Here is a 21623-nt window from a genome sequence, read left to right as displayed (position 1 = left end):
ATGGGGGCATGAGCGCGCGCACGATCGATCAGCACCGCGAGGCCGTGGCGACACTGCTCGCCCCGCTGAGCGGCCGCGCCACCGAGACCCTCGATCTCTCCGCTGCCCGGCTGACCGCCGCCCCCGCCGGCTACCGGGCCCGGGTCCTCGCCGGGGACGTCACCTCGCCGGTGTCGCTGCCGCCGTTCGACAACTCGCAGATGGACGGCTATGCCCTGCGCGCCGCCGACCTCGCGACGGCCTCGGCCGGCACCCCGGCGACCCTCACCATCGCGGCCCGCATCGCCGCCGGCGACCCGGGCAGCGCCCTGCACCCGGGCGAGGCGGCCCCGATCATGACGGGAGCCCCGATCCCGGCCGGTGCGGATGCGGTCGTGCCGATCGAGCAGGCCGACCCACCCCGTTTCCTGCCCAACGGCCCCGCCCAGACCGTCAGCTTTGTGGCGCCGGTCGCGCCTGGCGGCTTCGTGCGGCCGACCGGCAGCGACGTGCGGGCCGGCGACCTTCTCCTCGCCGCGGGTACCCTGCTCGGCCCGGCCCAGCTGGGCGTCCTCGCGGGCACCGGTCTCACCCGGGTCAGCGTGCTCCGGCGCATCCGGGTGCTGCTCATCGCGACCGGCCATGAGATCCGCGAACCCGGGGAGCACCTCGCCCCCGGCCAGATCTACGACTCCAACAGCGTCATCCTCAGCCAGGCGCTGCAGGATGCCGGCTGCGTCGTGACCGCACACCCCTGCCGGTCGGACGACGCCGCCGACCTCCTCGCCATCCTCGCCGACGCTGCGGAGACCGACCTCGTGGTCACGGTCGGCGGGGTCAGCGCCGGCGCCCGCGAGGTGGTGCGCGACGCGCTCGGCCCGCTCGGGGTGGTCTTCCAGCACGTGTCGATGCAGCCCGGCGGCCCGCAGGGACTCGGCGAGATCCCCCGGCCGGGCACCGGTTCCTCCGTGCCCGTGATCACCTTCCCCGGCAACCCGGTGAGCGCCCTGATCTCGTTCGAGGTGTTCCTCCGCCCGGTGCTGCGCCGCCTGGCCGGACTGCCCCGGCCCGACCGCGAGCTCAGGCGCGCACCGCTCGCCGCCCCGGTGGAATCGCCGGCCGGGAAGCACCAGCTGCGCCGCGGCATCCTGCGCCCGGACGGCACGCTCGACCTGGTGGGCGGCCCCAGCTCGCACCTCTTGCACGCCTATGCCGCCGCGACGGCGCTGGTGCACCTGCCCGTCGGGGTGGACAGCGTCGCCGCGGGCACCCACGTGGACTATTGGAGCATCGATGACTGACACCCCACCCGAATCCACCCCGGCAGCGACGCCGGATACGGCCGGCCGGCTCAGCCACGTGCGCGCCGACGGCGCGGCGCTGATGGTGGACGTGACCGACAAACCCGTCACCAAACGACGGGCCACAGCCACGGCCACCCTCAGCACCCGGCCGGACGTGATCGCCCTCCTGCTCGCCGGGGAGTTGCCCAAGGGCGAGGCCCTCGCCGTGGCCCGGGTGGCCGGGATCATGGGCGCCAAGCAGACCTCCGCACTGATCCCGCTCTGCCACCCGCTGCCGATCTCGGGGGCCACCATCGACTTCTCCCCCGGCACCGACACCGTCGTGATCACCGCGACCGTGAAGACCACGGGGGTGACCGGCGTGGAAATGGAGGCGCTGACCAGCGTCTCGGTGGCGGCGCTCACCCTGTACGACATGATCAAGGCCGTCGACAAGCACGCGGTGATCAGCGATATCCGGGTGCTCGCGAAATCCGGCGGCAAGAGCGGCGACTGGAGCACCGAATGAGTGCGGCCGGGCAGCCGAGGCGTACCCGCGCGGGAGCGTCCGGGCAGCCGAGGCACGCCGGCGCGGGTGCGGCCGAGGGTCGCATCGCCCAGGTGGTCGTGGCCTCCACCCGGGCGGCTACCGGGGTCTACCCGGACCGCACCGGTCCGGTCATCGACGCCTGGCTCGGTGAGCGCGGCTGGCTGGTGCTCGACCGGGCCGTCGTCGCCGACGGCGAGCCGGTGGGCGACGCGATCGCGGCCGCCGTCGAGGCTGGACTCGACCTCGTCCTCACGACCGGCGGCACCGGGGTGAGCCCCACCGACCAGACCCCGGAGCAGACCCTGCCGCTGCTCGACCGGCAGCTGCCCGGGATCATGGAGGAGCTGCGCCGCCGGGGCACGGCGTCCACCCCCCTCGCGGTGCTCTCCCGTGGTTACGCGGGCATCGCGCGCGGTCGCACCGTGGTGGTGAACCTGCCCGGCTCCACCGGCGGGGTGCGCGACGGCCTGGCCGTGCTCGACGAGGTGCTCGACCACCTGCTCGACCAGGTGCGCGGCGTCGACCATGCCGGACCGGCTGCAGCGGGCACCCAACCCACCGGCACCCACCCAACCGGCACCCAGCCATCGGGCGCCCACCCATCCGGCCCCCACGCGGCCGGTCACGACGAGGATGTGCAGCATCGCCACTGAACCCACTCCCGGAACGTCCGACCCCGCCGCGGCGAGCCCGGTGCTGTTCGCCCGGGTCGACGAGACCCCGATCACGGTCGACGAGTGCACGGATGCCGTGGCCGACGCCACCGCCGGGGCCGTCGTGTCGTTCGCGGGCGTGGTGCGCAACCACGACGACGACCGCGGCGTGACGTGGCTGCGCTACAGCGCGCATCCGAGTGCCCAGACGGTACTCGACGAGGTGGCCCGCGAGGTCGCCCTGGCACACCCGGGCTGCCGGATCGCCGCCGCCCACCGGGTGGGCGACCTCGGCATCGGTGATGTGGCGCTGGCCTGCGCCGTGGCATCCGCCCATCGCGCCGAGGCGTTCGCGGCCTGCGCGGCCCTCGTCGACGAGATCAAGGCGCGGGTGCCGATCTGGAAGGAACAGGGCTTCACCGACGGCACGACCGAGTGGGTGGCCGCCCTGGGCTGACCCACCGCCCCGCTGCCTACCCGCTCCCCAACTGTTCCCAATGCGGACAAGTGCACCCGGCACACCGGGTGCACTTGTCCGGAGGGGGAACTGTTAGGGCCAGATCAGGGCGGAAGTCTGGGCATCTGCCGAGGGCGGCCGGGCCGGTTTACATGGCCGACACAAAGCTGCGCTTGACTAGGGGTGTCGGCGCCCGATCGGGCGCCCCTCGGCGGAGCCCACAGGCTCCGGCGACACCTGGCCGCCACACCGCGGCCACGAATCATCGGGAGACCGGATGGACCTGACCACCGTTGCGACCATCACCCCGGCCCGCACCCGCGCCGACCTGAGCGCGCTCGGCGACACCGTGGTGCCGCTGGCCGGCGGCTCGGAGCTCTTCGCCGACCCGCGCATCCACCTCAACGGCCTCGTCGACCTGCAGACCATGGGCTGGCCCGCGCTCACCGTCACCCCCGACGGCCTCGACATCGCCGCCACCTGCACCCTCGCCGAGCTCTCCGCCATGCCCGCCGAGCCCGGCTGGACCTGCCACCCCGTCTTCCACCAGGCCTGCACCGCCCTGTTCGGCTCGTTCAAGGTCTGGAACGTCGCCACCGTCGGCGGCAACCTCTGCACGTCGCTGCCGGCCGGCCCGATGATCTGCCTCACCGCTGCCCTCGACGCCGAGGTGCTGATCTGGCGCGCCGACGGCAGCGACGAGCGGATGCCCGCCCTCGGCTTCGTCACCGGCAACACGACCAACGTGCTCGCCCCCGGCGACGTGCTGCGCTCCATCCACGTGCCCGCCTCCGCGCTGGCCTCCCGCACGGCCTACCGCAAGATCGCCCTGTCCCCGCTCGGCCGCTCGGGCGCCGTGCTCATCGGCCGGCTCGACACCGACGGCACCTTCGTGCTCACCGTCACCGGCGGCACCGTGCGTCCGGTGCAGCTGCGCTACCCAGAGACCCCCGAGGCGGCGGAGTTGGCCGCCGACATCGCCGGCATCGACGCCTGGTTCACGGATGCGCACGGCGCCGCCGACTGGCGCCGTGCCGTGAGCGGGCTGCTCGGCGAGGAGATCCGGCAGGAGCTGGCCGCCCCGACCCTGCCGGCCGGCACCGCAACCGCCCAGAACGGGGCCCGCGCATGAAGCTCTCCGTCAACGGCAGCCCGGTCGACGCGCCCGCCGCCGCCGGCCAGGCCCTGCGCACCTACCTGCGCGAGCAGGAGCACTTCGAGGTCAAGAAGGGCTGCGACACCGGCGACTGCGGCGCCTGCTCGGTGCTCGTCGACGGTACCCCGGTGCACTCCTGCATCTACCCGGCCTACCGGGCCGCGGATCGCGAGGTCACCACGGCGACCGGCATCGGCGGCCCGGACGACCTCGCCCCGATCCAGCAGCGCTTCATCGACGCGGCCGGCTTCCAGTGCGGCTTCTGCACCCCGGGAATGGTCGTGACGGCGTCCACTATCCAGGACCACCAGCTGCACGACCTGCCCCGCCTGCTCAAGGGCAACCTGTGCCGTTGCACGGGCTACCGCGCCATTGACGACGCCATCCGCGACCGGCACACCCCCGCCGACGGCAGCTGCGCCCACGACCACGACCACAGCCACGCGGCGGATGCTGCCCACCCGGATGCAGCCCCGATCACCGGCCTCGGCCCGGTTCGCACCACCAAGCCGCGCACCCCCCGCACCTCCGCCACCGACGGGCAGGTCGGCGGGTCCCTCCGCGCCCCGGCCGCCGCGCGGGTGGTGAGCGGCCAGGAGCCGTACACCCTCGACGTTGCCGTGCCCGGCCTGCTGCACCTCAGCGTGCTGCGCAGCCCGCACGCCCATGCCCGCATCACCTCCATCGACGACAGCGCTGCGCGCGCCCTGCCCGGCGTGCACGCCGTGCTCAGCCACGCCGACTCCCCCGGCACGCTGTATTCCTCGGCCCGGCACGAGAGCCGGCTGGACGACCCCGACGACAGCCTGGTCTTCGACACCGTGATGCGGCACCGCGGCCAGCGGGTCGCCGCCGTCGTCGCCGACTCCGTGGCCATCGCCGAACACGCCTGCCGGCTACTGACCGTGCAGTACGAGCTGCTGCCCGCGGTCTTCGACCCCGCCGAGGCGCTCACGCCCGGCGCCCCGCTCGTGCACGGCGACAAGGATCCCGCCGCCAGCCGCCTCGCCGACCCGTCCCGCAACCTCGTCGCCGAGCTGCACGGTGAGTATGGCGACGTGACCGCCGGCCTGGCCGCCGCGGACACCGTCGTCACCGGCACCTGGCAGACCCAGCGCGTCGCGCACACCCAGCTGGAGACCCACGCCACCATCGGCTGGGTCGAGGACGACCGGCTGGTGCTGCGCACCAGCTCGCAGGTGCCCTTCCTGGTACAGAAGGAGATCAGCCGGATCTTCGATCTCGACCTCGCCGACGTGCGGGTGTTCACCGCCCGGGTCGGCGGCGGCTTCGGCGGCAAGCAGGAGATCCTCACCGAAGACGTCGTCACCCTCGCCGTGCTGAAGACCAGGCGCCCGGTGCAGTACGAGTTCACCCGCACCGACGAGCTCGCCGCCTCGCCGGCGCGGCACCCGATGCGGGTGGGCGTGACCCTGGGCGCCACCCGCGACGGCCGGCTGACCGCCCTGGCCATCGACGTGCTCTCCGACACCGGCTCCTACGGCAACCACGGCCCCGGCGTCATGTTCCACGGCACCAGCGAGTCCGTCGCCCTGTACAACGTGCCCAACAAGCGGGTGGATGCGCAGGCCGTGTACACGAACAACCCGCCGTCCGGCGCCTTCCGTGGCTACGGCCTCGGCCAGGTCATCTACGGCATCGAGTGCGCCCTCGACGAACTCGCCGCCGAGCTCGACATCAACCCGTTCGACCTCCGCCGGATCAACTCGGTGCGGCCCGGCGACCCGCTCGTGGTCACCCACGAGGAGGGTGACGACATCGGCTTCGCCAGCTACGGCCTCGACCAGTGCCTCGACCTGGCCCAGGCCGCCCTGGCCCTCGGCAACGGTGTGCTCGCGCCGACCGGCGACGAGTGGAGGGTGGGCGAGGGGATGGCGTCCTCGATGATCGCGACGACCCCGCCGCGGGGTCATTTCTCGCAGGCCAGCATCACCCTCGGCGCCGGCAATCGCTACCTGGTGCGGGTGGGCACCGCCGAATTCGGCAATGGCACCACCACCGTGCACACCCAGATCGCGGCGACGGCGCTGAACACCAGCCCCGACCGGATCGAGATCCGGCAGTCCGACACCGATACCGCCGGCTACGACACCGGTGCGTTCGGCTCCGCCGGCGTGGTGGTGGCGGGCAAGGCCGTGCACGGCGCCGCGCTCACCCTGGCCGCGGACCTCCGCGCCGGGGCCGCCCGGCTCACGGGGACGCCGGCCGAGGACTTCACCCTCGAGGCGGACGGGCTGCGCGCCGGAGAGGTGTTCGTTCCGTTCGCCGACCTGGTCGGGCCGAGCGGCCTGACCGCCGTCGGCCGGGAGGACGGCGCCCGCCGGTCCCTCGCCTTCAACGTGCACGCCTTCCGGGTGGCCGTGAACACCGCCACCGGAGAGGTGCGGATGCTGCAGTCGATCCAGACCGCGGATGCCGGCTTCGTGATGAACCCCGAGCAGTGCCGCGGCCAGATCGAGGGTGGGGTGGCGCAGGCCATTGGCACCGCCCTGTTCGAGGAACTCATCCTCGACGGCGCGGGCACCGTTCTGACCCGGGTGCTGCGCAACTACCACGTGCCGCAGCTGGCCGACCTGCCGGTGACCGAGGTGTACTTCGCGAACACCGCCGACGACCTGGGCCCGTACGGGGCCAAGTCGATGAGCGAGTCGCCGTACAACCCGGTGGCGCCGGCGCTGGCCAACGCGGTGCGCGACGCCATCGGCATCCGCTCGTATGAACTGCCGATGTCCCGCGACCGGGTCTGGCGGCTCGTGAATCACGGACAGACTGAGACTTCGCGGACTCCCGCGGCGGCGTCCAGCTAGCCGGCCAGGGTGAGGCGGAGCTGCTTCGGCAGCGATGCCACGATGATCGCGTGCGATTCGGCGATCAGTTCGCAGACGTGGCCTGCGGGCACGGTGCCGTCCAGGCGCACCGTCACCCAGTGCTTCTTGTTCATGTGGTAACCCGGGTCGATGCCGGCAACGCTCCGGATCAGACGGGGCACGTTCTCCGGCAGCGCCTTCACCGTGATCGAGGTCGTCGGCTCGGCGAGGCCCTGGTGCACCGGGGTGTTGTCGATGGCGAACACCTTGCCCGCCACCTTGAACACCCGGGCCTCAGGGCCGAAGGGATAGGTCTCTTCGGCCCCGTTGAGGTCGAGCAGGAACGCGGTCAGGCCGGACGCCGTCAGCGGCGCCTCCACCGACGGTTCCGCCGACGGTTCTGCCGTCAGCGGTCCGGTCGTACCGTCTTCTGTCAGCCGGTCGGTCATTCCTCGACAGTAGTCGCTCGACTGGCCTCGACCGGCTTCAGCTCCTTGCCGTGCGCAGTGACCGCGAAGATCACCACAACGTCAAGGGCGATCATGGTGAGCGACCAGATCGGGTAGGCGGCGAGGAAGGCGATGTTCACCAACGCGCTGCAGAACGCGAGGACGACCGCGACGACCCGCGCCCACATCTGTCCGGCGAGCAGGGCGACGCCGGCGAGGATCACGACTGCGCCGAGGATCGTGTGCACCCAGCCCCAGGTCGTGTAGTCGACCTGCACAACCAGGCCTTCCTGCGCGACGAGGTAATACGTGTCCTGGAATAGCGCCACGAGGCCCTGGATGACGTGGAAGGCGCCCATCATGATCATGATGACACCGGCGAAGACGATCCAGCCGGTCCAGCCCGACATGCCGGTGTCGGGCGCCGATGCGCCGTAGGTTGCTGTCGTCCTGGCGGACTGTGCCGTTCCAGTGTTCTGTCGTGTTGTCGTCATTTCGATTCCTCCAATTCGTGGACTCGACGAGCACGCTAATGCGCAGTCGAACTCGTTTCGTCCCCCAAATGGGGTGAGGGCTGCCGGGCGAGTGCTGGTCACCCGGGTGCGGGATCGAATCGGTCAGGGCGCGGGGTGGATCGGGCCAGACCGGCCCCGCAGGGGTGCACCGGAGGCGCCGGAGCGGGTCGCGAGCACCTCCGCGAGGATGGAGACCGCGGTCTCCTCCGGGGTGCTCGCGCCCAGGTCCAGGCCGATCGGGGAATGCAGGCGACCCAGCTGGGATTCATGCAGGCCTGCGTCCAGCAGCCGATGCATCCGCCTGTCGTGCGTGCGCCGGGAGCCCATGGCCCCCACGTAGGCGACGTCGAGGGTGAGCGCGGCCTGGAGCAGGGGGATGTCGAACTTCTCATCGTGGGTGAGCACGCAGATGACGGTGCGGGAATCCGTGTCGGTGCCGGCGAGGTAATCGCTCGGCCACGCCACCACGACGTCGTCGGCGGTGCGGAACCGCTCAGGGGTGGCGAACACGGCGCGGGCGTCGCAGACCGTGACCCGGTAGCCGAGCAGGCTCGCGGCCGCGGCGAGGGCGGCGGCGAAGTCGACCGCGCCGAAGATGATGAATCGCGGGGGCGGGGCGGCCACCAGGAACAGCACCCTGGCCTCGAGCACGACACCTGCGCCATCGACAGCACAGTCGACGGAGCCCAGGGCCGTCTGGCCGCCGGTCACGCGGGCGCGCAGTTCGGCCCGGATGCGGCGGGCGCTGTCGGCGTCGAGCCCGGCGGGTAGAGTCCCGGACTCCGGGTCCGACCCGGCATCGGGCGAAAGAACCAGCCCGGCACCCGGACCGGCCACGATCACGGCGAGCCCGGCCGCCTTCCCGGCCACGGCGGCGCGCAACTGGCCGAGCACCGCGTCCGGTACCGCATTCCGATGCCCGGCCGGAGCCAGTTCGGTGAGGAAAACCTCGATCGTGCCGCCACAGCTGAGCCCGACGGCGAAGGCGTCGTCGTCACTCACGCCGTACTCCGCGACCCGGCCGCGGCCGTCGACGAGCACCTCGGTGGCGGCCTCGTAGAGGTCGCCCTCCACACAGCCGCCGGAGATGCTTCCGATCACCGCGCCGGTGTCGGTGACCGCCATCGAGGTGCCCAGGGTGCGCGGCGCGCTGCCGAGCACCCGGGTGACCGTGGCGATCGCCAGGGCCTGGCCGTGCGCGAGGGCATCGAGCACCGGACCGGCGATCTCGAGCACGGCTAGCTGCCTGCGCTCTGGTCCATGCCCATCCGCCGCAAAACGAGGTTCTCGGCGAATTGCGCCAGACCGTAGAGCACCATCGACACGATCGTGATGACGACCACGGACGACCACACCTCGAAGTTCTTCACCTGGGAGACGGCGACGACGATGCCGTAGCCGAGGCCCTGCCCGGTCGCCAGCCACTCGGCCAGCAGGGCACCGGTGATGGCGCCGGGGATGGAGATCTTGATGGCCGCGAAGAACGACGGCAGCGAGCTCGGCAGCGCCACCTTGCGGAGCGCCGTGAACGGGGTGCCGCCGTAGACGGCGATGACGTCGCTCACCTGCGGGGAGGCCGAGCGCAGGCCGAAGGCGATGTTCACCAGCGCCGGGAACAGCACGACGATGGCGCCGGTGACGACGGCGATCGACGGGCCGCGACCGGTGATGAGGATCAGCACCGGCACGAACGCCACCAGCGGCACGCTGCGCAGCAGCAGGGCAATGGGCATCAGGGCGTGTTCGATGCCCTTGGACAGCGTGAACAGGGTGGCCAGCACGAGGGCGAGCACCATGCCGGCGACGAAGCCGAGGAACGCGTCGGTGAGGGTGACACCGAGGTTGGTGAGGATCAAGGCCCGGTTCTCGGCGGCCTCCGGCACCGTGAACAACCAGTTGAAGACATCCAACGGACCCTTGGCGATGAACGGAGAGACGCCGAGCAGCAGGATCAGGCCCTGCCAGGCGGCGAGCACGATCACGAGGGTGAGCACGCCGGTGCCCAGCGCCCGGCCGATGTAGGCGCCGACACCGCGAGCCTGCGCGCCGGTGCCCTTGGTGATCACGCTCGGCCGGTTGCCGGAGAGGGTCGGCTGGTCTGAGACTGTCTGAGTGCTCATGAGCTGCTCCGTCCGGTGGTCCAGGGGGTCGCGAAGCGGGAGATCACCGCGAACAACAGGTAGCCGATGCCGGCCAGCAGGCCCGCGACGAGAGCGAGGCTCCAGACCCGTTCCACGTTGGCGGCGTTGCCGGCGGCGAGCATCGCCAGGCCGAGGCCGCGCTCCGCGCCGCCGAGGTACTCACCGAGGATGGCGCCGAGCAGGGCCGCGGGGGCGGCGATCTGCAGGGCGTTCAGCACACTCGGCATTCCGGCGATGAGCCTCACCTTGCGCAGCTGGGTGAACTTGGTGCCGCCGTACACGGTCACGAGGTCGAGGCTTGCGGTGTCCGCGGCCTTGAGCCCGACGAGGGAGCCCACCACGGTGGTGAAGAACACCGACAGCGCCGCGAGGAACACGGCGGTGCCGGAGGGGTCGCCGCGCGGCGGGCCGATCACGATGTAGGCGATCGGGCCGATGGCCACGATGGGCACGCAGTAGGTGATCACGGCGACCTGCAGGGCGATCTTCTCGATGCGGGGCACGATCAGCACCAGGCCGGCCAACAGCAGTGCCAGGCCGTTGCCCCAGAGGAAGCCGATCGCGGCTTCGCTCAGGGTCATGGTGATGTGCGGCCAGTAGAAACCGAACCCGTCATTGACGAACTGGCTGACCACTTCGGCCGGGGTGGGGATGGCGCCGCCGGGCACGGAGCCGGAGTTCTGGAAGATCGTGAGCGCGCTGATCCACCAGAGCGCCACCACGACGACGATGCCGAGCAGGCCGGTCGCCCAGCCGGGCAGGCCGCGGGTCACCGGCATCAGTGAGCTCCGCTGGTGGCCGGGGTGTCGGCGCCGAAGAGCAGCTCGGAGGCGCGGTCGTGCAGCGCGTGGAACTCGGGCGTGCGCATCATTTCGGGCAGGCGCGGGCGGGGCAGGTCGATCTCGATGACCTCTTTGACCCGGCCGGGCCGGGGGCTCATCACGGCGACCTGGTCGGAGAGGAAGATGGCCTCGGAGATGCCGTGCGTGACCATCAGGGTGGTGGCGGGCTTCTCGGTCCAGATGCGCAGCAGCTCGACGTTGAGGCGTTGGCGGGTCATGTCGTCGAGGGCGCCGAACGGCTCGTCGAGGAGCAGCACAGAGGGCTTGAGCACGAGCGACCGGGCGATCGACACACGCTGGCGCATCCCGCCGGAGAGCTGGGCGGGCTTGGCCTTCTCGAAGCCGGTGAGTCCGACGAGCTGGATCAGCTCGGTGACGTAGTCCTCGTCGACGGGCATCCTGGCGACCTCGAAGGGAAGCTTGATGTTGCTGCGCACGCTTCGCCAGGGCAGCAGGGCGGAGTCCTGGAACGCGATGCCGAGCTCGTGGCCGCTGCGGAGCTCCGCGGGGCTCTTGCCGTCGACCCGGGTGGTGCCGCTGGTGGGGTTTTCGAGGCCGGCGAGGATGCGCAGGATGGTGGACTTGCCGCAGCCGGACGGGCCGAGCAGGGAGAGGAAGCTGCCCTTGTCGGTGTGCAGGTTCGCGTTGTCGAGGGCCACCACCTCCTTGCGGCCGACCGAGAAGGTCTTGTGCAGCCCTGAGATGTGCAGTCCGGTCCCTGAAGCGGGGGCGGGAAGACCGGTGTCGATCGTGCTCACGTCGTACATTCCTTACTGGGCGTCGTCGGGATCCGATACATCAGTATCGCCGACGGCACCCGCCTCTGCTGAGGCGGGTGCCGGGGCGACACTGCATGCTGGAGCGACTTGCGGGGTGGAGCGGGAGTTACTTGCTGTACGCGATGAGGTCGGGGTTTTCCTCGTAGACCTCGTCGAGCAGCGTGGTGTCGAACAGGGTGGCGGCGTCGATGTCGATGCCGGCAGCCTTCAGGGTGGCGATGGACTCCTTCTGGAGGTCGTCGCTGATGGTGAAGAGACCGTTCTCCTCGGTGTCGTCGCTCACGACGAGGTCGGTGGCCTGGATCTCCGCCTGGCGGGTTTCCTTCTCCATCGTCAGTCCGAGGTCCTTGCCGTAGGTGTCGACGGTGAGGGTGGCGGCGGCAGCGGGATCGTTGATCGCGTCGGACCAGCCCTTGATCTCGGCGACCAGGAGACCCTTGAGCATCTCACGGTCGTTGGCGATCGCGTCGTCGGAGGCCGTGAAGGTCTCGGCGACGAACGGCAGGCCGTTGTCGGCCAGCGGCAGGTTGACCGGGTCGAGACCGGCCAGCTCGGCGTCGATCGACTCGTTGGTCAGGTACGCGAACCAGCCGTCGACCTCGCCGTTGAACAGCGGGGTCGGGTCGTACTCGACCGGGACGACGGTGATCGTGGACGGGTCGATGTCGTTGATCTTGAGGAACGCATCCCAGAGGCTCTGGTTGCTGGCCTGCACGCCGATGGTCTTGCCCGCGAGGTCGTCGAGGCTGGCGATGTTGCCGACGCCGGCCAGCGACAGGATGGTGAACGGGTTCTTCTGGTACGTCGCGCCGATGATCTTCAGCGGTGCGCCCTCCTCGGCGATGACGGTGCCGGTGGAGATGGCGTTGCCGATGCCGAGGTCGACGTTGCCGGAGATGACGCCGGCTTCTGCCGATGCCGGGCCGGGGATGAGGTCGACGGAGTCGAAGCCCGCGTCGGTGAAGTAGCCGGCGTCGTCGGCGACGAACTCGCCCATGAACTCGGTGTTCTTGATCCAGGACAGCTGGATGCTGGCGTCACCGAACGAGGCTGCCTCGCCGGAGCCCTCCGAGGAGGAGCCGGCGTCGCTGGCGCAGGAGGAGAGAACGAGGGTCAGTGCCGCGGCGGCGGCGATGCCGGTGCCGATGCGCTTGGCCGATCGACGGCTGAACGGGGAAAGTGGGGCTTGCGTCATGACGCTGTTCCTCTCGGTGGTGCTCGGGGGTTGCCGTGGAACTCAACGGCGTGCTGGGGCGGACTGCCTGTTGGAGAAGGTGGTGTCGTGCTGTGGTGGTGCTGGTGTGATTGCGGTGTTTCACGACGCCACATCCGCTGCAACAAACGTTCGGATGACTCGAACACTAATTGGTGTGTGTGACGCCCCGAAGACCGAAACATTTCCGGCTCATTACGGCCGAAAAGCCGTGTTGAAACGCTGGATTCCTTCCCGAGCGGCCCCGGAACCCTGGCGTGATAGCGTCACGGGGTCCACCCAGAAAGGAACCCCAATGTCTTCAGCTATCGTACCGACCCCGGCGTTCGTCTCCGGCCTGCCCAAGGCCGAACTGCACCTGCACCTCGAGGGGACGCTGGAGCCCGAACTCAAGCTCGCGCTCGCGCGGCGAAACGGCGTGGACATCGGCCAGAGCACGGTGGAACAGGTGAAGGCCACCTACGAGTTCGACTCGCTGGCGAGCTTCCTCGGGGTGTACTACCCGGCCATGCACGTGCTGGTGGAGGAGGAGGACTTCTACGACCTCGCCACCGCCTACTTCACCCGCGCTGCGGCCGACGGGGTGCGCCGGGTGGAGGCGTTCTTCGACCCGCAGGCGCACACCTCGCGCGGGGTGCCGATCGAGAAGGTCATCGTGGGCTACCACCGGGCCGCCGTCGACGCCGCCGGGCTGGGGATCTCGGCCGACCTCATCCTGTGCTTCCTGCGGGACTTCTCCGCGGAGAGCGCCCTTGCCACGCTGACCGAGGCGTTGCCGTACGCCGACAGGTTCATCGGCGTCGGCCTCGACTCCGACGAACGCGACAACCCGCCGGCGAAGTTCGCCGAGGTCTTCGCGCTCGCGCGGGCGAACGGCCTCAAGCTCACCATGCACTGCGACATCGACCAGGTCGGCAGTATCGAGAACATCCGCCAGGTGCTCGAGGAGATCCAGGTGGACCGGATCGACCACGGCACGAACATCGTGGAAAACCCCGAGCTGGTCACCCTGGTGCGGGAGCGCGGCCTGGGGCTCACCTGCTGCCCGGTGTCGAACAGCTTCGTGACGGCGGATATGAAGGCCGTGGAGATGGTGGCGCTGCTGAACTTCGGTGTGCTGGTCACCGTGAACTCCGACGACCCCGCCTACTTCGGCGCCTACGTGGCCGACAACTACCTCGCCTTGGCGGAAAAGGCCGGTCTCGACACCGACGAGCTGGTGCTGCTGGCGAAGAATTCCTTCTTGGCCTCCTGGCTGCCCGACGCCGAGAAGCAGGCGTATCTCTCGGCCATCGACGAGTACGTCGCAGGGTACCCGACCGCGTAGCCCGTTCGGGCCGGCGAGTGTTTCACCACGACCGAATCAAGTGTGTCGGGCAGGTTTCACAACCCCGGAACACGGCCCGAACGACTTCACTAGGGTGACAGATAGGCCGCCGAACGAGGCCGCTGGAGCCACCCGGACCGAGTAGGAGAACCCGATGTACGACCTGGTCATCCGTTCGGCCCGAGTGTTCACCGGGCAGGATTTCGAGCCGGCCGCCGTCGCGATCGCCGGCGGTGTCATCCAGGCGATCGAGCCGGTGGATGCGCCGCTCGAGGCGCGGCTGGACCGGACCCTCCCGGCCGGGCAGGTGTTGCAGCCGGGCGTCGTCGACACCCACGTGCACGTGAACGAACCCGGCCGCACCGACTGGGAGGGCTTTGCCAGCGCCACCCTCGCCGCCGCCGCCGGGGGCGTGACCACGATCATCGACATGCCGCTGAACAGCATCCCGCCCACCACGACGGTCGCGGCGCTCGAACTGAAGCGCCTGGCCGCCGGGCTGCAGGCGACGGTGAACGTGGGCTTCTGGGGCGGGGCGATCCCGGCCAACCTCGGCGCGCTGAAGCCGCTGCACGACGCCGGCGTGTTCGGCTTCAAGGCGTTCCTCTCCCCCTCCGGCGTCGACGAATTCCCCCACCTCTCCCCCGCCCAGCTCGAGGCGGCCGCCACCGAGATCGCCGGCTTCGGCGGGCTGCTCCTGGTGCACGCCGAGGACCCGGCCGTGCTCGAGAGCCACCAGAACGCCGGCGGCACCGCATACCGCGACTTCGTCGCCAGCCGACCGGATGCGGCCGAGGACGCCGCGATCGCCCGGGTGATCGACGTCGTTCGACGCACCGGCGTGCGCGCCCACATCCTGCACCTCTCCTCCGCGCAGGTGCTGCCGCGGCTGGCGGCCGCGCGCGCCGAGGGCCTGCCCCTCACGGTGGAGACCTGCCCGCACTACCTCAGCTTCGCCGCCGAGGCCATCGCCGACGGCTCCACCGCGTTCAAGTGCTGCCCGCCGATCCGGAGCGAGAGCAACCGGGAACTGCTCTGGCAGGGCCTGGAGGACGGGGTCATCGATTTCATCGCCTCCGACCACTCGCCCGCCACCCGCGAACTCAAGCTCGGCCACGACGGCGACTTCGGGCTGGCCTGGGGCGGCATCTCGGGGTTGCAGCTGAGCCTGCCGGCGGTGTGGACCGCCGCACGGGCCAGGGGGCTCGGGCTGGACCGGGTGCTGCACTGGATGGCCGGCGCCACGGCCGCGTTCGCCGGCCTGCCCGGCGGCGCCATCACGGTCGGCGGTCCCGCCGACCTCGTGGCGTTCGCCCCGGAGGAGAGCTTCACCGTGAGCGTCGACGCCCTGCGGCACAAGAACCGGGTGAGCGCCTTCGACGGTGCGACCCTGTTCGGCCGGGTGCACAGCACCTGGCTGGCCGGCGCGAGGATCTTCACCGTGGACCAGCCCGGCGCATCCGCCCAGGCCGTGTCGAATGCCCTACCGACGGGCGTTCTGCTGCGCGCCCGCTGAACCGCGGCGCAGCACCGCCGCATCCGTACCCGTTTTTGCACTGCCCGACGTATCCCGAAGTATAAGGAGCACCCATGTCGATCGTTCTCGGACCCAACCGTTACGGCAAAGCGGAGAACCGCATCGTGCGGATCTACCGCGACACCCCCCGGCACGAGATCCACGACATCAGCGTCTCCACCGCCCTGCACGGCGACTTCACGGATGCCCACCTGGCCGGCGACCAGCTGCAGGTGTTGCCCACCGACACGCAAAAGCAGACCGCGTACTCCTTCGCCAAGGAGAAGGGCCTGCTCTCGATCGAGAGCTACGGCCTGGACCTGGCCACCCACTTCGTCGACCACATCGGCTCCGTGGCGGGCTCACGGGTGGAGATCGAGGAATTCGCCTGGGAGCGGGTGGTGGTGGACGGCACCGAGCACGACCACACCTGGGTGCGGCGCGGCCAGGAGGTGCGCACCGCGGCGATCTCGGTGGAGGGCACCGGTGACGAGCAGCAGGTCTGGGTGGTCGGCGGGTTGAAGGACCTGATCCTGCTCAAGTCCACCGGGTCGGAGTTCTCCGGCTTCATGCAGGACCCGTACACGCTGCTGCAGCCCACCACCGACCGGGTGATGGCCACATCGCTCACCGCCGGCTGGCGCTTCACCGACCACACCGACGTCGACTGGGAGGCCACCTACACCGGCATCTCCGCGCTGCTGAAGACCCAGTTCGCCGTGGTGCACTCGCTGGCGCTGCAGCAGACCCTCTACAAGATGGGCGAGGCCGTGCTCCAGGCCTACCCGAACATCGCCGAGATCCGGCTGTCCGCGCCCAACAAGCACCACTTCCTCTACGACCTCTCGCCGTTCGGTGTGGAGAACAACAACGAGGTCTACCACGCGGCCGACCGGCCCTACGGCCTCATCCAGGCCACCGTCATGCACGACGACGCCACGGATGCCGGACCCGCGTGGGACTCGTACACCGGGCTGGTCTGATGAGCCTGGCCACCGAGTCCGCCGCCGGTGCACTGGGGCACGTCTACCTCGGCCACGTCTTCCACGTCGCCGGCTCCCCCACCCTGGCCGAGGCGCCGGCCCACCTGGTCTCGCTGCCGCAGGGGGCGCTGGTCACCGCCGCCGACGGCACCATCGCCTGGGTCGGCCGCGCCGCCGACCTTCCCGCCGGCTTCAAGAGCCTGCCGGTCACCGACACCCGCGGCGGCTTCATCCTGCCCGGCTTCGTGGACACCCACGTGCACTTTCCGCAGACCTACTCCACGGATGCCTACGGCGGCGGCCAGCTGCTGGAGTGGCTCGACAACTGCGTGTTCCCGGCCGAGTCCCGGCTGCAGGATGAAAACTTCGCGAACGCGATCGCCCGCGACTTCACCCGGCGGCGCACCGCGGCCGGAACCACGAGCGCCCTGGTGTTCGGCTCCGCCTTCCCGCACGCCCAGGACGCCCTGTTCGGCGAATCCGAGCGCGCCGGGCTGCGCCTCGTCAGCGGGCGCGGCATCCAGACCGTCGGCCCGGACTCGGCCGGCGCGCTGATGACGTCGGAGGCCGTGGCGCTCGACCTGGTCGGCGAGGAGATCTCCCGCTGGCACGCCCGTGACACCGGGGACGCGCGCACCGCACTGTTGCAGGTGGCCGTGGTGCCACGGTTCAGCCTGTCGGTGACGCCGCACACCCTCGCAGCGCTCGGTGAGCTCTACGACGGGGTGCGCGGGGACGGGGTCTACTTCCACAGCCACCTGAACGAGAACAACCGTCCGGAGACCGGCGAGATCGATGTGGTGAAGGCGATCTACCAGGTCGACAATTACCTCGACACGTACGACGGCAAGTTCCTGCCCGGGTCGGCGGTGGGCGGGTCGAGCCTGCTCGGCCGCCGCAGCATCCTCGCGCACGCCGTGCACTGCGAGGACGGCGAGCTGGCCCGCCTGGCCGAGACCGGCTCGTCGATCGCGCACTGCCCCACCTCGCAGCAGTTCCTCGGCTCCGGCACCATGCCGTGGACCCGCACCACCGGCTTCGGCGTGAATGTGGCGCTGGGCTCGGACATCGGCGCGGGCGATGAATGGCTGATGAGCCGGGTGCTCAACGACTGCTTCAAGGTGCACCTGTCGGAGCCGGGTGACGCCGGCCTGTCGATCAGCCCGGCCGAACTGCTCTTCACCGCCACCCTCGCCGGCGCCAGGGCGCTCGACATGGAGGAGCGCTACGGCAACCTCGACGTGGGCAAGGACGCCGACTTCCTGCTCATCGAGCCCGACAAGTGGGAGCCGCTCGCGGCGGTGCTGGCCAACGGCATCCGCGCCGACGACGAGGCGATGGCGACCGACCAGACCCTGTTCGCGCTGCTGATGGCCCTCCGCCAGCCGGCCATCACCGGCGTCTTCGTGCGCGGCCGACGGGTCACCGCCCCCTAGCCCCACCCCAACTGCACCCGTTTCGGACAAATGGTCCCGGCACACCGGGACCATTTGTCCGGGCGGGGAACGGTTGGTGCGGCGATCAGCCCGGGAGCGAGGCGATCAGCCCAGGAGCAGGAGGGATCCGAGCAGCACCACGAGCGGGGCGAGCAGCAGCACGCCGATTCCGCCGAGCAGCCCGGTGAGTGCGGCGCCGCGGCGATACCCGCCCAGTTTGGCAGCACGGACGGCGGCGATGCTCCCCAGGGCGATCGCCCATACCGCGAGGGCCGTCGCCGTCAGGAAGCCCAGCCAGCTCACCAGCACGCCCAGGCTCTGCGTCCTGGTCAGGGCGACGGCGAGCATCCCCGAGCCGACCAGGATGCCGAGGGCCCAGAGGAAGACGGCGCGCGCCCGAAGCGCGATCGCATTGTTGTTCCAGCCATCGGCGGGGACGGCTGGCGGCGGTGCCCACTGGGTCGATGCGCTCATGGGCACAGGGTAGCCAGCACACCCACGGCGGGCAACGACCTCCCGCGCAACGGCCTCCCTCCGCTAACTGTTCCCCATCCGGACTTTTGCACCCGGCACACCGGGACCATTTGTCCGGACGGGGAACAGTTGGCGGGGCGGGGCGGGAGCGGTCGCGGGGCGTCAGGGCGTGGGGGTGGCCTGGACGAGCCGGGCGGATGCGGTGAAGCCGGCCCGCTCGTAGGCGGTGACGGCCCCGGGAGTCGAGTGCACCGTGACCCGCTCCAGTCCCTCCTGGAAGGCCCGCGCGAGGACCGCCGTGAGCATCCGCCCGCCGATGCCGGAGTCGCGTTCGGCGGGCATGACGTAGACGCATTGCACGTCGCCGGATGCGCGCACCGGCGCGCGCGAACTCGGCACCCGCGGCACCACCGCCAGCCAGGCCATCCCGATCACGGTGTGCCCGCGCCGGGCGACCGTGCAGTGATGGGATGCGCTGTTGTTCCGTGCCCACTCGGCGAAGACCCGCAGGAACTCCTCGTGGGTCACGACCGGAATGCCCTCGTTCTCGAGCACCCACTGCCAGCGCAGCTCGGCGACCGCGGGCAGGTCGCCCGGTTCGGCGGGCCGGATACTGACGGGCGGACGCGACTCTTCACTCATGTGTTGATTGTGGCGGCAACGGGCGCCGGTGTCAGTGTTCACCGTCGGCCCGGCGGCCATACTGGTACGCATGACAGCAGCGGATGCCAACACACCATCAACGGCGGAGCCGGAGTTCTTCCCCGACCTCGTGCCCGAGCTCCTGGTCGAGGATCTCGCCGCCAGCCTGGATTTCTGGGTCGGCCTGTGCGGCTTCGCGGTACTCTACGACCGGCCCACCGAGGGTTTCTCCTACCTGCACTCCGGCACAGCGCACCTCATGCTCGAGCAGGTCGGCGCGGGGCGGAACTGGATCCCGGGCTCCCTCGAACGGCCGCTGGGCCGGGGCATCAACCTCCAGGTGATGCTGCCGGACATCGCCCCACTGCTCGCGCGGCTGGCCGCAGCCGACTGGCCGCTCTTCATGGCGGCCGAAACGAAGTGGTACGTGACCGGTGCGACCCGGGCAGGGGTTGCCCAGTTCCTGGTGCAGGACCCCGACGGGTATCTCGTGCGCTTCTCCTCGCGGCTCGCTCCGCGTGAATCGGGCCGATGATCGAACCGCGTGACTCGACGGGGCTCACGGAGTAATCTCGCCCACATGTGCGGACGATTTGCGATGAACGAAGACGTTGACGACCTCATCCGTGATTTTGTGGCGGCGGGCGGTCGGGCCGGTGACTGGCGGCCGAGTTACAGCATCGCGCCCACCGACCCGGCGCCGATCGTGCGCGAGTGGCAGCCGGAGGGCAGCGACTCCCCCACCCGTGAGATCACCCTCGCGAAATGGGACTGGCCGCAGCCGGCCGGGCAGCCCCGGCGAGGCCCGATCATCAACGCCCGCATGGAGAAGCTCGACCAGCGGTTCTGGGTGGGCGCGTTCTCCAATGCCCGCTGCATCGTGCCGATGCTGGGCTACTACGAGTGGACCGGCGAAAAGGGTGCGAAACAGCCGCACTTCATCCACGGCGACGGCGTCCTCGCCGCTGCCGGGGTGAGTTGGGCGTCGAAGGACGCCGATGGCGAGTGGTCCCGGGTGTTCGCGGTGGTCACCCGGGAAGCCCGGGATGCGTCAGGTGAGGTGCACGACCGGATGCCGGCCTTCCTCGAACCCGACACCTGGGAAACCTGGCTGAACCCGCAGACCATCACCGCCGAGGACCCCACGCAGTCGGCTAAGAACCGTGCGGCCCTGATCGATGTGCTGGACCGCACGTCAACGGCCGTGGCGGCCACGATGCGCACCCGGTTGGTGGACCGCCGGGTCAACAGTGTGCGGGCCGTCGACCCCCAGGATCCGACCCTGATCGACCCGCTCGTGGAGTAGCCTCTGCCGGAGAAGCCACCGCCATTCTGACTTCGGACACAAGACGCCCGCTAGATTCTGGCCGGCGCTCTCCTGCACGTCACCATGGATTTGGTGTTCCGCTACCGGGTCAGACATGAAAAGACTCGAAGCCCGCAGGCCGGACGATGCTCTCGTTCAGACCCGACCGAGTAGGTCAGCTGCCGCGGTAGGTGGAGTACGCGAACGGGCTGAGCAGCAGCGGCACGTGATAGTGCGCCGACTCATCCGTCAGTTCGAAGACGATGGTGACGTAGGGGTAGAACGTGCTCTGGTCACGGGCGGAGAAATACGTTCCGGTGTCGAACGTGACGCGGTAGCGCCCGGCAGAGACCGCCTCGGGGCCGAGGTCGGAGACCCGGCCGTCGGTATCCGTGCGCGCCGCAGCCAGTTCGCGCCAGCTGCCGTCCACATCGTGTTCGAGCACAACCCCCACGGATGCCGCCGGGCTACCGGTCACGGCGTCGAGCACGTGCGTGGTGACGTGGCTGCGCGGGCTCATCGAGCGTCACCCGTCGGCGCGGCTGGGTCGGTTGTTTCGAATTCGGGCACCGAGACATCCTGCCACTGCCGGGCCAGAACAGCCAACCGGAGCAGGGCGATGTCCCGCAGCTCCGAGCCGACGATGGCGGCTTCGGTGTCGTCGTCGAGCGTGAGCCGGCGCTGCAGCTCGGCGAGGATCTCGCGACGGCTGCGCCCGGCCGCCCGAATAAGGAACACCCGGTCGAAGCGCTCTTCGTAGTTCCGGTTGCCGGCGGCGATCGCGGCCGCGAGCTCGGCGTCGTCAGCGTCGACAGAGGCCTGTTCGGCGCGGGAGAAGCCCGCCGCTTGTGACGTGCCCGTCGGCTTTTCGCCGATGCGCGGATGCTCCGCCATGGCCTGGTCGATCTCCGCCCGGGCGAGCGGGGTGGCGGCCTGGCGGGCGGCCTCGGTCAGCTCGGCGACGGAGCCGAACGGCGCCTGTCCGGCCACGTCCTCGGCCCAGCGCGGAACCGCGAGGCAGGCCAGCAGGGCGGTGCGCAGCTCGTCACCGACGGGAATCGTGGTCATAGGGTCCTCCAGATGGCGTGTTGTAG

At 70.4% G+C, this 21623-nt stretch carries 23 protein-coding genes; 12 read left to right on the top strand and 11 right to left on the bottom strand.

From position 1 onward, the window contains the following. Positions 1–8: 8 nt before the first annotated feature. From ACU5E9_RS01390 to ACU5E9_RS01365, 6 genes are all read left to right on the top strand, one after another. Entirely contained in the window at positions 9–1280 is a 1272-nt protein-coding gene (locus ACU5E9_RS01390) for a molybdopterin molybdotransferase MoeA (protein ID WP_456811871.1), read from the top strand. Next, on the top strand, positions 1273–1791 hold the full coding sequence (gene moaC, locus ACU5E9_RS01385) for a cyclic pyranopterin monophosphate synthase MoaC (protein ID WP_456811870.1): 519 nt from the start codon (positions 1273–1275) through the stop codon (positions 1789–1791). Before ACU5E9_RS01390 ends, moaC begins: the two co-directional genes overlap by 8 nt. Then, positions 1788–2465 carry a MogA/MoaB family molybdenum cofactor biosynthesis protein gene (locus ACU5E9_RS01380; protein ID WP_456811869.1) on the top strand — a complete coding sequence of 226 codons (678 nt, stop codon included), beginning with the start codon at positions 1788–1790 and terminating at the stop codon, positions 2463–2465. Before moaC ends, ACU5E9_RS01380 begins: the two co-directional genes overlap by 4 nt. Then, positions 2446–2922, top strand: a complete 477-nt coding sequence (locus tag ACU5E9_RS01375; RefSeq protein WP_456811868.1) for a molybdenum cofactor biosynthesis protein MoaE — start codon at positions 2446–2448, stop codon at positions 2920–2922. Before ACU5E9_RS01380 ends, ACU5E9_RS01375 begins: the two co-directional genes overlap by 20 nt. A gap of 277 nt (positions 2923–3199) precedes the next feature. After that, complete coding sequence (locus ACU5E9_RS01370) at positions 3200–4054, top strand: FAD binding domain-containing protein (protein ID WP_456811867.1); 855 nt, start codon at positions 3200–3202, stop codon at positions 4052–4054. Next, the gene (locus ACU5E9_RS01365; protein ID WP_456811866.1) at positions 4051–6906 is read left to right on the top strand and encodes a molybdopterin-dependent oxidoreductase; all 2856 of its coding nucleotides are present in this window, start codon (positions 4051–4053) and stop codon (positions 6904–6906) included. The genes ACU5E9_RS01370 and ACU5E9_RS01365 overlap by 4 nt, the downstream gene beginning before the upstream one ends. Here the strand turns inward: ACU5E9_RS01365 and ACU5E9_RS01360 are convergent. The 7 genes from ACU5E9_RS01360 to ACU5E9_RS01330 all read right to left on the bottom strand — a co-directional run bounded on the left by ACU5E9_RS01360 (position 6903) and on the right by ACU5E9_RS01330 (position 12827). Continuing rightward, on the bottom strand, positions 6903–7355 hold the full coding sequence (locus tag ACU5E9_RS01360; protein ID WP_456811865.1) for an MmcQ/YjbR family DNA-binding protein: 453 nt from the start codon (positions 7353–7355) through the stop codon (positions 6903–6905). The genes ACU5E9_RS01365 and ACU5E9_RS01360 overlap by 4 nt on opposite strands. Continuing rightward, the gene (locus ACU5E9_RS01355) at positions 7352–7849 is read right to left on the bottom strand and encodes a DUF7144 family membrane protein (protein ID WP_456811864.1); all 498 of its coding nucleotides are present in this window, start codon (positions 7847–7849) and stop codon (positions 7352–7354) included. Before ACU5E9_RS01355 ends, ACU5E9_RS01360 begins: the two co-directional genes overlap by 4 nt. A 123-nt stretch (positions 7850–7972) precedes the next feature. Further along, positions 7973–9106, bottom strand: coding sequence for an XdhC family protein (locus ACU5E9_RS01350; RefSeq protein ID WP_456811863.1), 1134 nt, complete (start codon positions 9104–9106; stop codon positions 7973–7975). Between the two features lie 2 nt (positions 9107–9108). Then, a complete protein-coding gene (locus ACU5E9_RS01345) occupies positions 9109–9990 on the bottom strand; it encodes an ABC transporter permease (protein ID WP_456811862.1) in 882 nt (293 codons plus the stop codon). Further along, entirely contained in the window at positions 9987–10790 is an 804-nt protein-coding gene (locus ACU5E9_RS01340; RefSeq protein WP_456811861.1) for an ABC transporter permease, read from the bottom strand. Before ACU5E9_RS01340 ends, ACU5E9_RS01345 begins: the two co-directional genes overlap by 4 nt. Beyond that, the gene (locus tag ACU5E9_RS01335) at positions 10790–11602 is read right to left on the bottom strand and encodes an ABC transporter ATP-binding protein (RefSeq protein WP_456813471.1); all 813 of its coding nucleotides are present in this window, start codon (positions 11600–11602) and stop codon (positions 10790–10792) included. The genes ACU5E9_RS01340 and ACU5E9_RS01335 overlap by 1 nt, the downstream gene beginning before the upstream one ends. 136 nt (positions 11603–11738) lie before the next feature. Then, a complete protein-coding gene (locus ACU5E9_RS01330) occupies positions 11739–12827 on the bottom strand; it encodes an ABC transporter substrate-binding protein (protein ID WP_456811860.1) in 1089 nt (362 codons plus the stop codon). A 313-nt stretch (positions 12828–13140) separates the two neighbouring features. Between ACU5E9_RS01330 and add the strand changes: the two genes are divergently transcribed. The 4 genes from add (at position 13141) to ACU5E9_RS01310 (ending at position 18107) form a co-directional block, all read left to right on the top strand. Continuing rightward, positions 13141–14172: an adenosine deaminase gene (add, locus tag ACU5E9_RS01325; protein ID WP_456811859.1), complete on the top strand. Its 1032-nt coding sequence runs from the start codon at positions 13141–13143 to the stop codon at positions 14170–14172. Positions 14173–14326: 154 nt separating this feature from the next. Then, a complete protein-coding gene (gene allB / locus ACU5E9_RS01320; RefSeq protein ID WP_456811858.1) occupies positions 14327–15688 on the top strand; it encodes an allantoinase AllB in 1362 nt (453 codons plus the stop codon). A gap of 74 nt (positions 15689–15762) precedes the next feature. Beyond that, entirely contained in the window at positions 15763–16671 is a 909-nt protein-coding gene (gene pucL / locus ACU5E9_RS01315; RefSeq protein ID WP_456811857.1) for a factor-independent urate hydroxylase, read from the top strand. After that, positions 16671–18107, top strand: coding sequence for an amidohydrolase family protein (locus ACU5E9_RS01310; RefSeq protein ID WP_456811856.1), 1437 nt, complete (start codon positions 16671–16673; stop codon positions 18105–18107). Before pucL ends, ACU5E9_RS01310 begins: the two co-directional genes overlap by 1 nt. A 105-nt stretch (positions 18108–18212) precedes the next feature. Here ACU5E9_RS01310 and ACU5E9_RS01305 read toward each other — a convergent pair whose 3' ends face one another. Continuing rightward, a complete protein-coding gene (locus ACU5E9_RS01305; RefSeq protein ID WP_456811855.1) occupies positions 18213–18581 on the bottom strand; it encodes a hypothetical protein in 369 nt (122 codons plus the stop codon). Positions 18582–18743: 162 nt separating this feature from the next. Further along, positions 18744–19223: a GNAT family N-acetyltransferase gene (locus tag ACU5E9_RS01300; protein WP_456811854.1), complete on the bottom strand. Its 480-nt coding sequence runs from the start codon at positions 19221–19223 to the stop codon at positions 18744–18746. Between the two features lie 70 nt (positions 19224–19293). On the opposite strand from ACU5E9_RS01300, the gene ACU5E9_RS01295 reads away from it, so the two are divergent. Then, positions 19294–19758, top strand: a complete 465-nt coding sequence (locus tag ACU5E9_RS01295; RefSeq protein ID WP_456811853.1) for a VOC family protein — start codon at positions 19294–19296, stop codon at positions 19756–19758. Between the two features lie 45 nt (positions 19759–19803). After that, a complete protein-coding gene (locus tag ACU5E9_RS01290; RefSeq protein WP_456811852.1) occupies positions 19804–20529 on the top strand; it encodes an SOS response-associated peptidase in 726 nt (241 codons plus the stop codon). 175 nt (positions 20530–20704) lie between these two features. Here ACU5E9_RS01290 and uraH read toward each other — a convergent pair whose 3' ends face one another. Both uraH and uraD read right to left on the bottom strand, forming a co-directional pair. Continuing rightward, positions 20705–21049: a hydroxyisourate hydrolase gene (gene uraH / locus ACU5E9_RS01285; RefSeq protein WP_456811851.1), complete on the bottom strand. Its 345-nt coding sequence runs from the start codon at positions 21047–21049 to the stop codon at positions 20705–20707. After that, positions 21046–21597, bottom strand: a complete 552-nt coding sequence (uraD, locus tag ACU5E9_RS01280; protein WP_456811850.1) for a 2-oxo-4-hydroxy-4-carboxy-5-ureidoimidazoline decarboxylase — start codon at positions 21595–21597, stop codon at positions 21046–21048. The genes uraH and uraD overlap by 4 nt, the downstream gene beginning before the upstream one ends. Positions 21598–21623: the final 26 nt, after the last annotated feature.

It is taken from the genome of Cryobacterium sp. AP23, from assembly GCF_054075385.1.
This window is presented reverse-complemented; position numbering and strand designations above follow the sequence as displayed.

What these genes read in the sequence shown, in the direction of transcription:
- ACU5E9_RS01390 (WP_456811871.1), top strand. Translation starts at nt 9, where the DNA reads ATGAGCGCGCGCACGATCGATCAGCACCGCGAGGCCGTGGCGACACTG.
- moaC (WP_456811870.1), top strand. Translation starts at nt 1,273, where the DNA reads ATGACTGACACCCCACCCGAATCCACCCCGGCAGCGACGCCGGATACG.
- ACU5E9_RS01380 (WP_456811869.1), top strand. Translation starts at nt 1,788, where the DNA reads ATGAGTGCGGCCGGGCAGCCGAGGCGTACCCGCGCGGGAGCGTCCGGG.
- ACU5E9_RS01375 (WP_456811868.1), top strand. Translation starts at nt 2,446, where the DNA reads ATGTGCAGCATCGCCACTGAACCCACTCCCGGAACGTCCGACCCCGCC.
- ACU5E9_RS01370 (WP_456811867.1), top strand. Translation starts at nt 3,200, where the DNA reads ATGGACCTGACCACCGTTGCGACCATCACCCCGGCCCGCACCCGCGCC.
- ACU5E9_RS01365 (WP_456811866.1), top strand. Translation starts at nt 4,051, where the DNA reads ATGAAGCTCTCCGTCAACGGCAGCCCGGTCGACGCGCCCGCCGCCGCC.
- ACU5E9_RS01360 (WP_456811865.1), bottom strand. Translation starts at nt 7,355, where the DNA reads ATGACCGACCGGCTGACAGAAGACGGTACGACCGGACCGCTGACGGCA.
- ACU5E9_RS01355 (WP_456811864.1), bottom strand. Translation starts at nt 7,849, where the DNA reads ATGACGACAACACGACAGAACACTGGAACGGCACAGTCCGCCAGGACG.
- ACU5E9_RS01345 (WP_456811862.1), bottom strand. Translation starts at nt 9,990, where the DNA reads ATGAGCACTCAGACAGTCTCAGACCAGCCGACCCTCTCCGGCAACCGG.
- ACU5E9_RS01340 (WP_456811861.1), bottom strand. Translation starts at nt 10,790, where the DNA reads ATGCCGGTGACCCGCGGCCTGCCCGGCTGGGCGACCGGCCTGCTCGGC.
- ACU5E9_RS01330 (WP_456811860.1), bottom strand. Translation starts at nt 12,827, where the DNA reads ATGACGCAAGCCCCACTTTCCCCGTTCAGCCGTCGATCGGCCAAGCGC.
- add (WP_456811859.1), top strand. Translation starts at nt 13,141, where the DNA reads ATGTCTTCAGCTATCGTACCGACCCCGGCGTTCGTCTCCGGCCTGCCC.
- allB (WP_456811858.1), top strand. Translation starts at nt 14,327, where the DNA reads ATGTACGACCTGGTCATCCGTTCGGCCCGAGTGTTCACCGGGCAGGAT.
- pucL (WP_456811857.1), top strand. Translation starts at nt 15,763, where the DNA reads ATGTCGATCGTTCTCGGACCCAACCGTTACGGCAAAGCGGAGAACCGC.
- ACU5E9_RS01310 (WP_456811856.1), top strand. Translation starts at nt 16,671, where the DNA reads ATGAGCCTGGCCACCGAGTCCGCCGCCGGTGCACTGGGGCACGTCTAC.
- ACU5E9_RS01305 (WP_456811855.1), bottom strand. Translation starts at nt 18,581, where the DNA reads ATGAGCGCATCGACCCAGTGGGCACCGCCGCCAGCCGTCCCCGCCGAT.
- ACU5E9_RS01300 (WP_456811854.1), bottom strand. Translation starts at nt 19,223, where the DNA reads ATGAGTGAAGAGTCGCGTCCGCCCGTCAGTATCCGGCCCGCCGAACCG.
- ACU5E9_RS01295 (WP_456811853.1), top strand. Translation starts at nt 19,294, where the DNA reads ATGACAGCAGCGGATGCCAACACACCATCAACGGCGGAGCCGGAGTTC.
- ACU5E9_RS01290 (WP_456811852.1), top strand. Translation starts at nt 19,804, where the DNA reads ATGTGCGGACGATTTGCGATGAACGAAGACGTTGACGACCTCATCCGT.
- uraH (WP_456811851.1), bottom strand. Translation starts at nt 21,049, where the DNA reads ATGAGCCCGCGCAGCCACGTCACCACGCACGTGCTCGACGCCGTGACC.
- uraD (WP_456811850.1), bottom strand. Translation starts at nt 21,597, where the DNA reads ATGACCACGATTCCCGTCGGTGACGAGCTGCGCACCGCCCTGCTGGCC.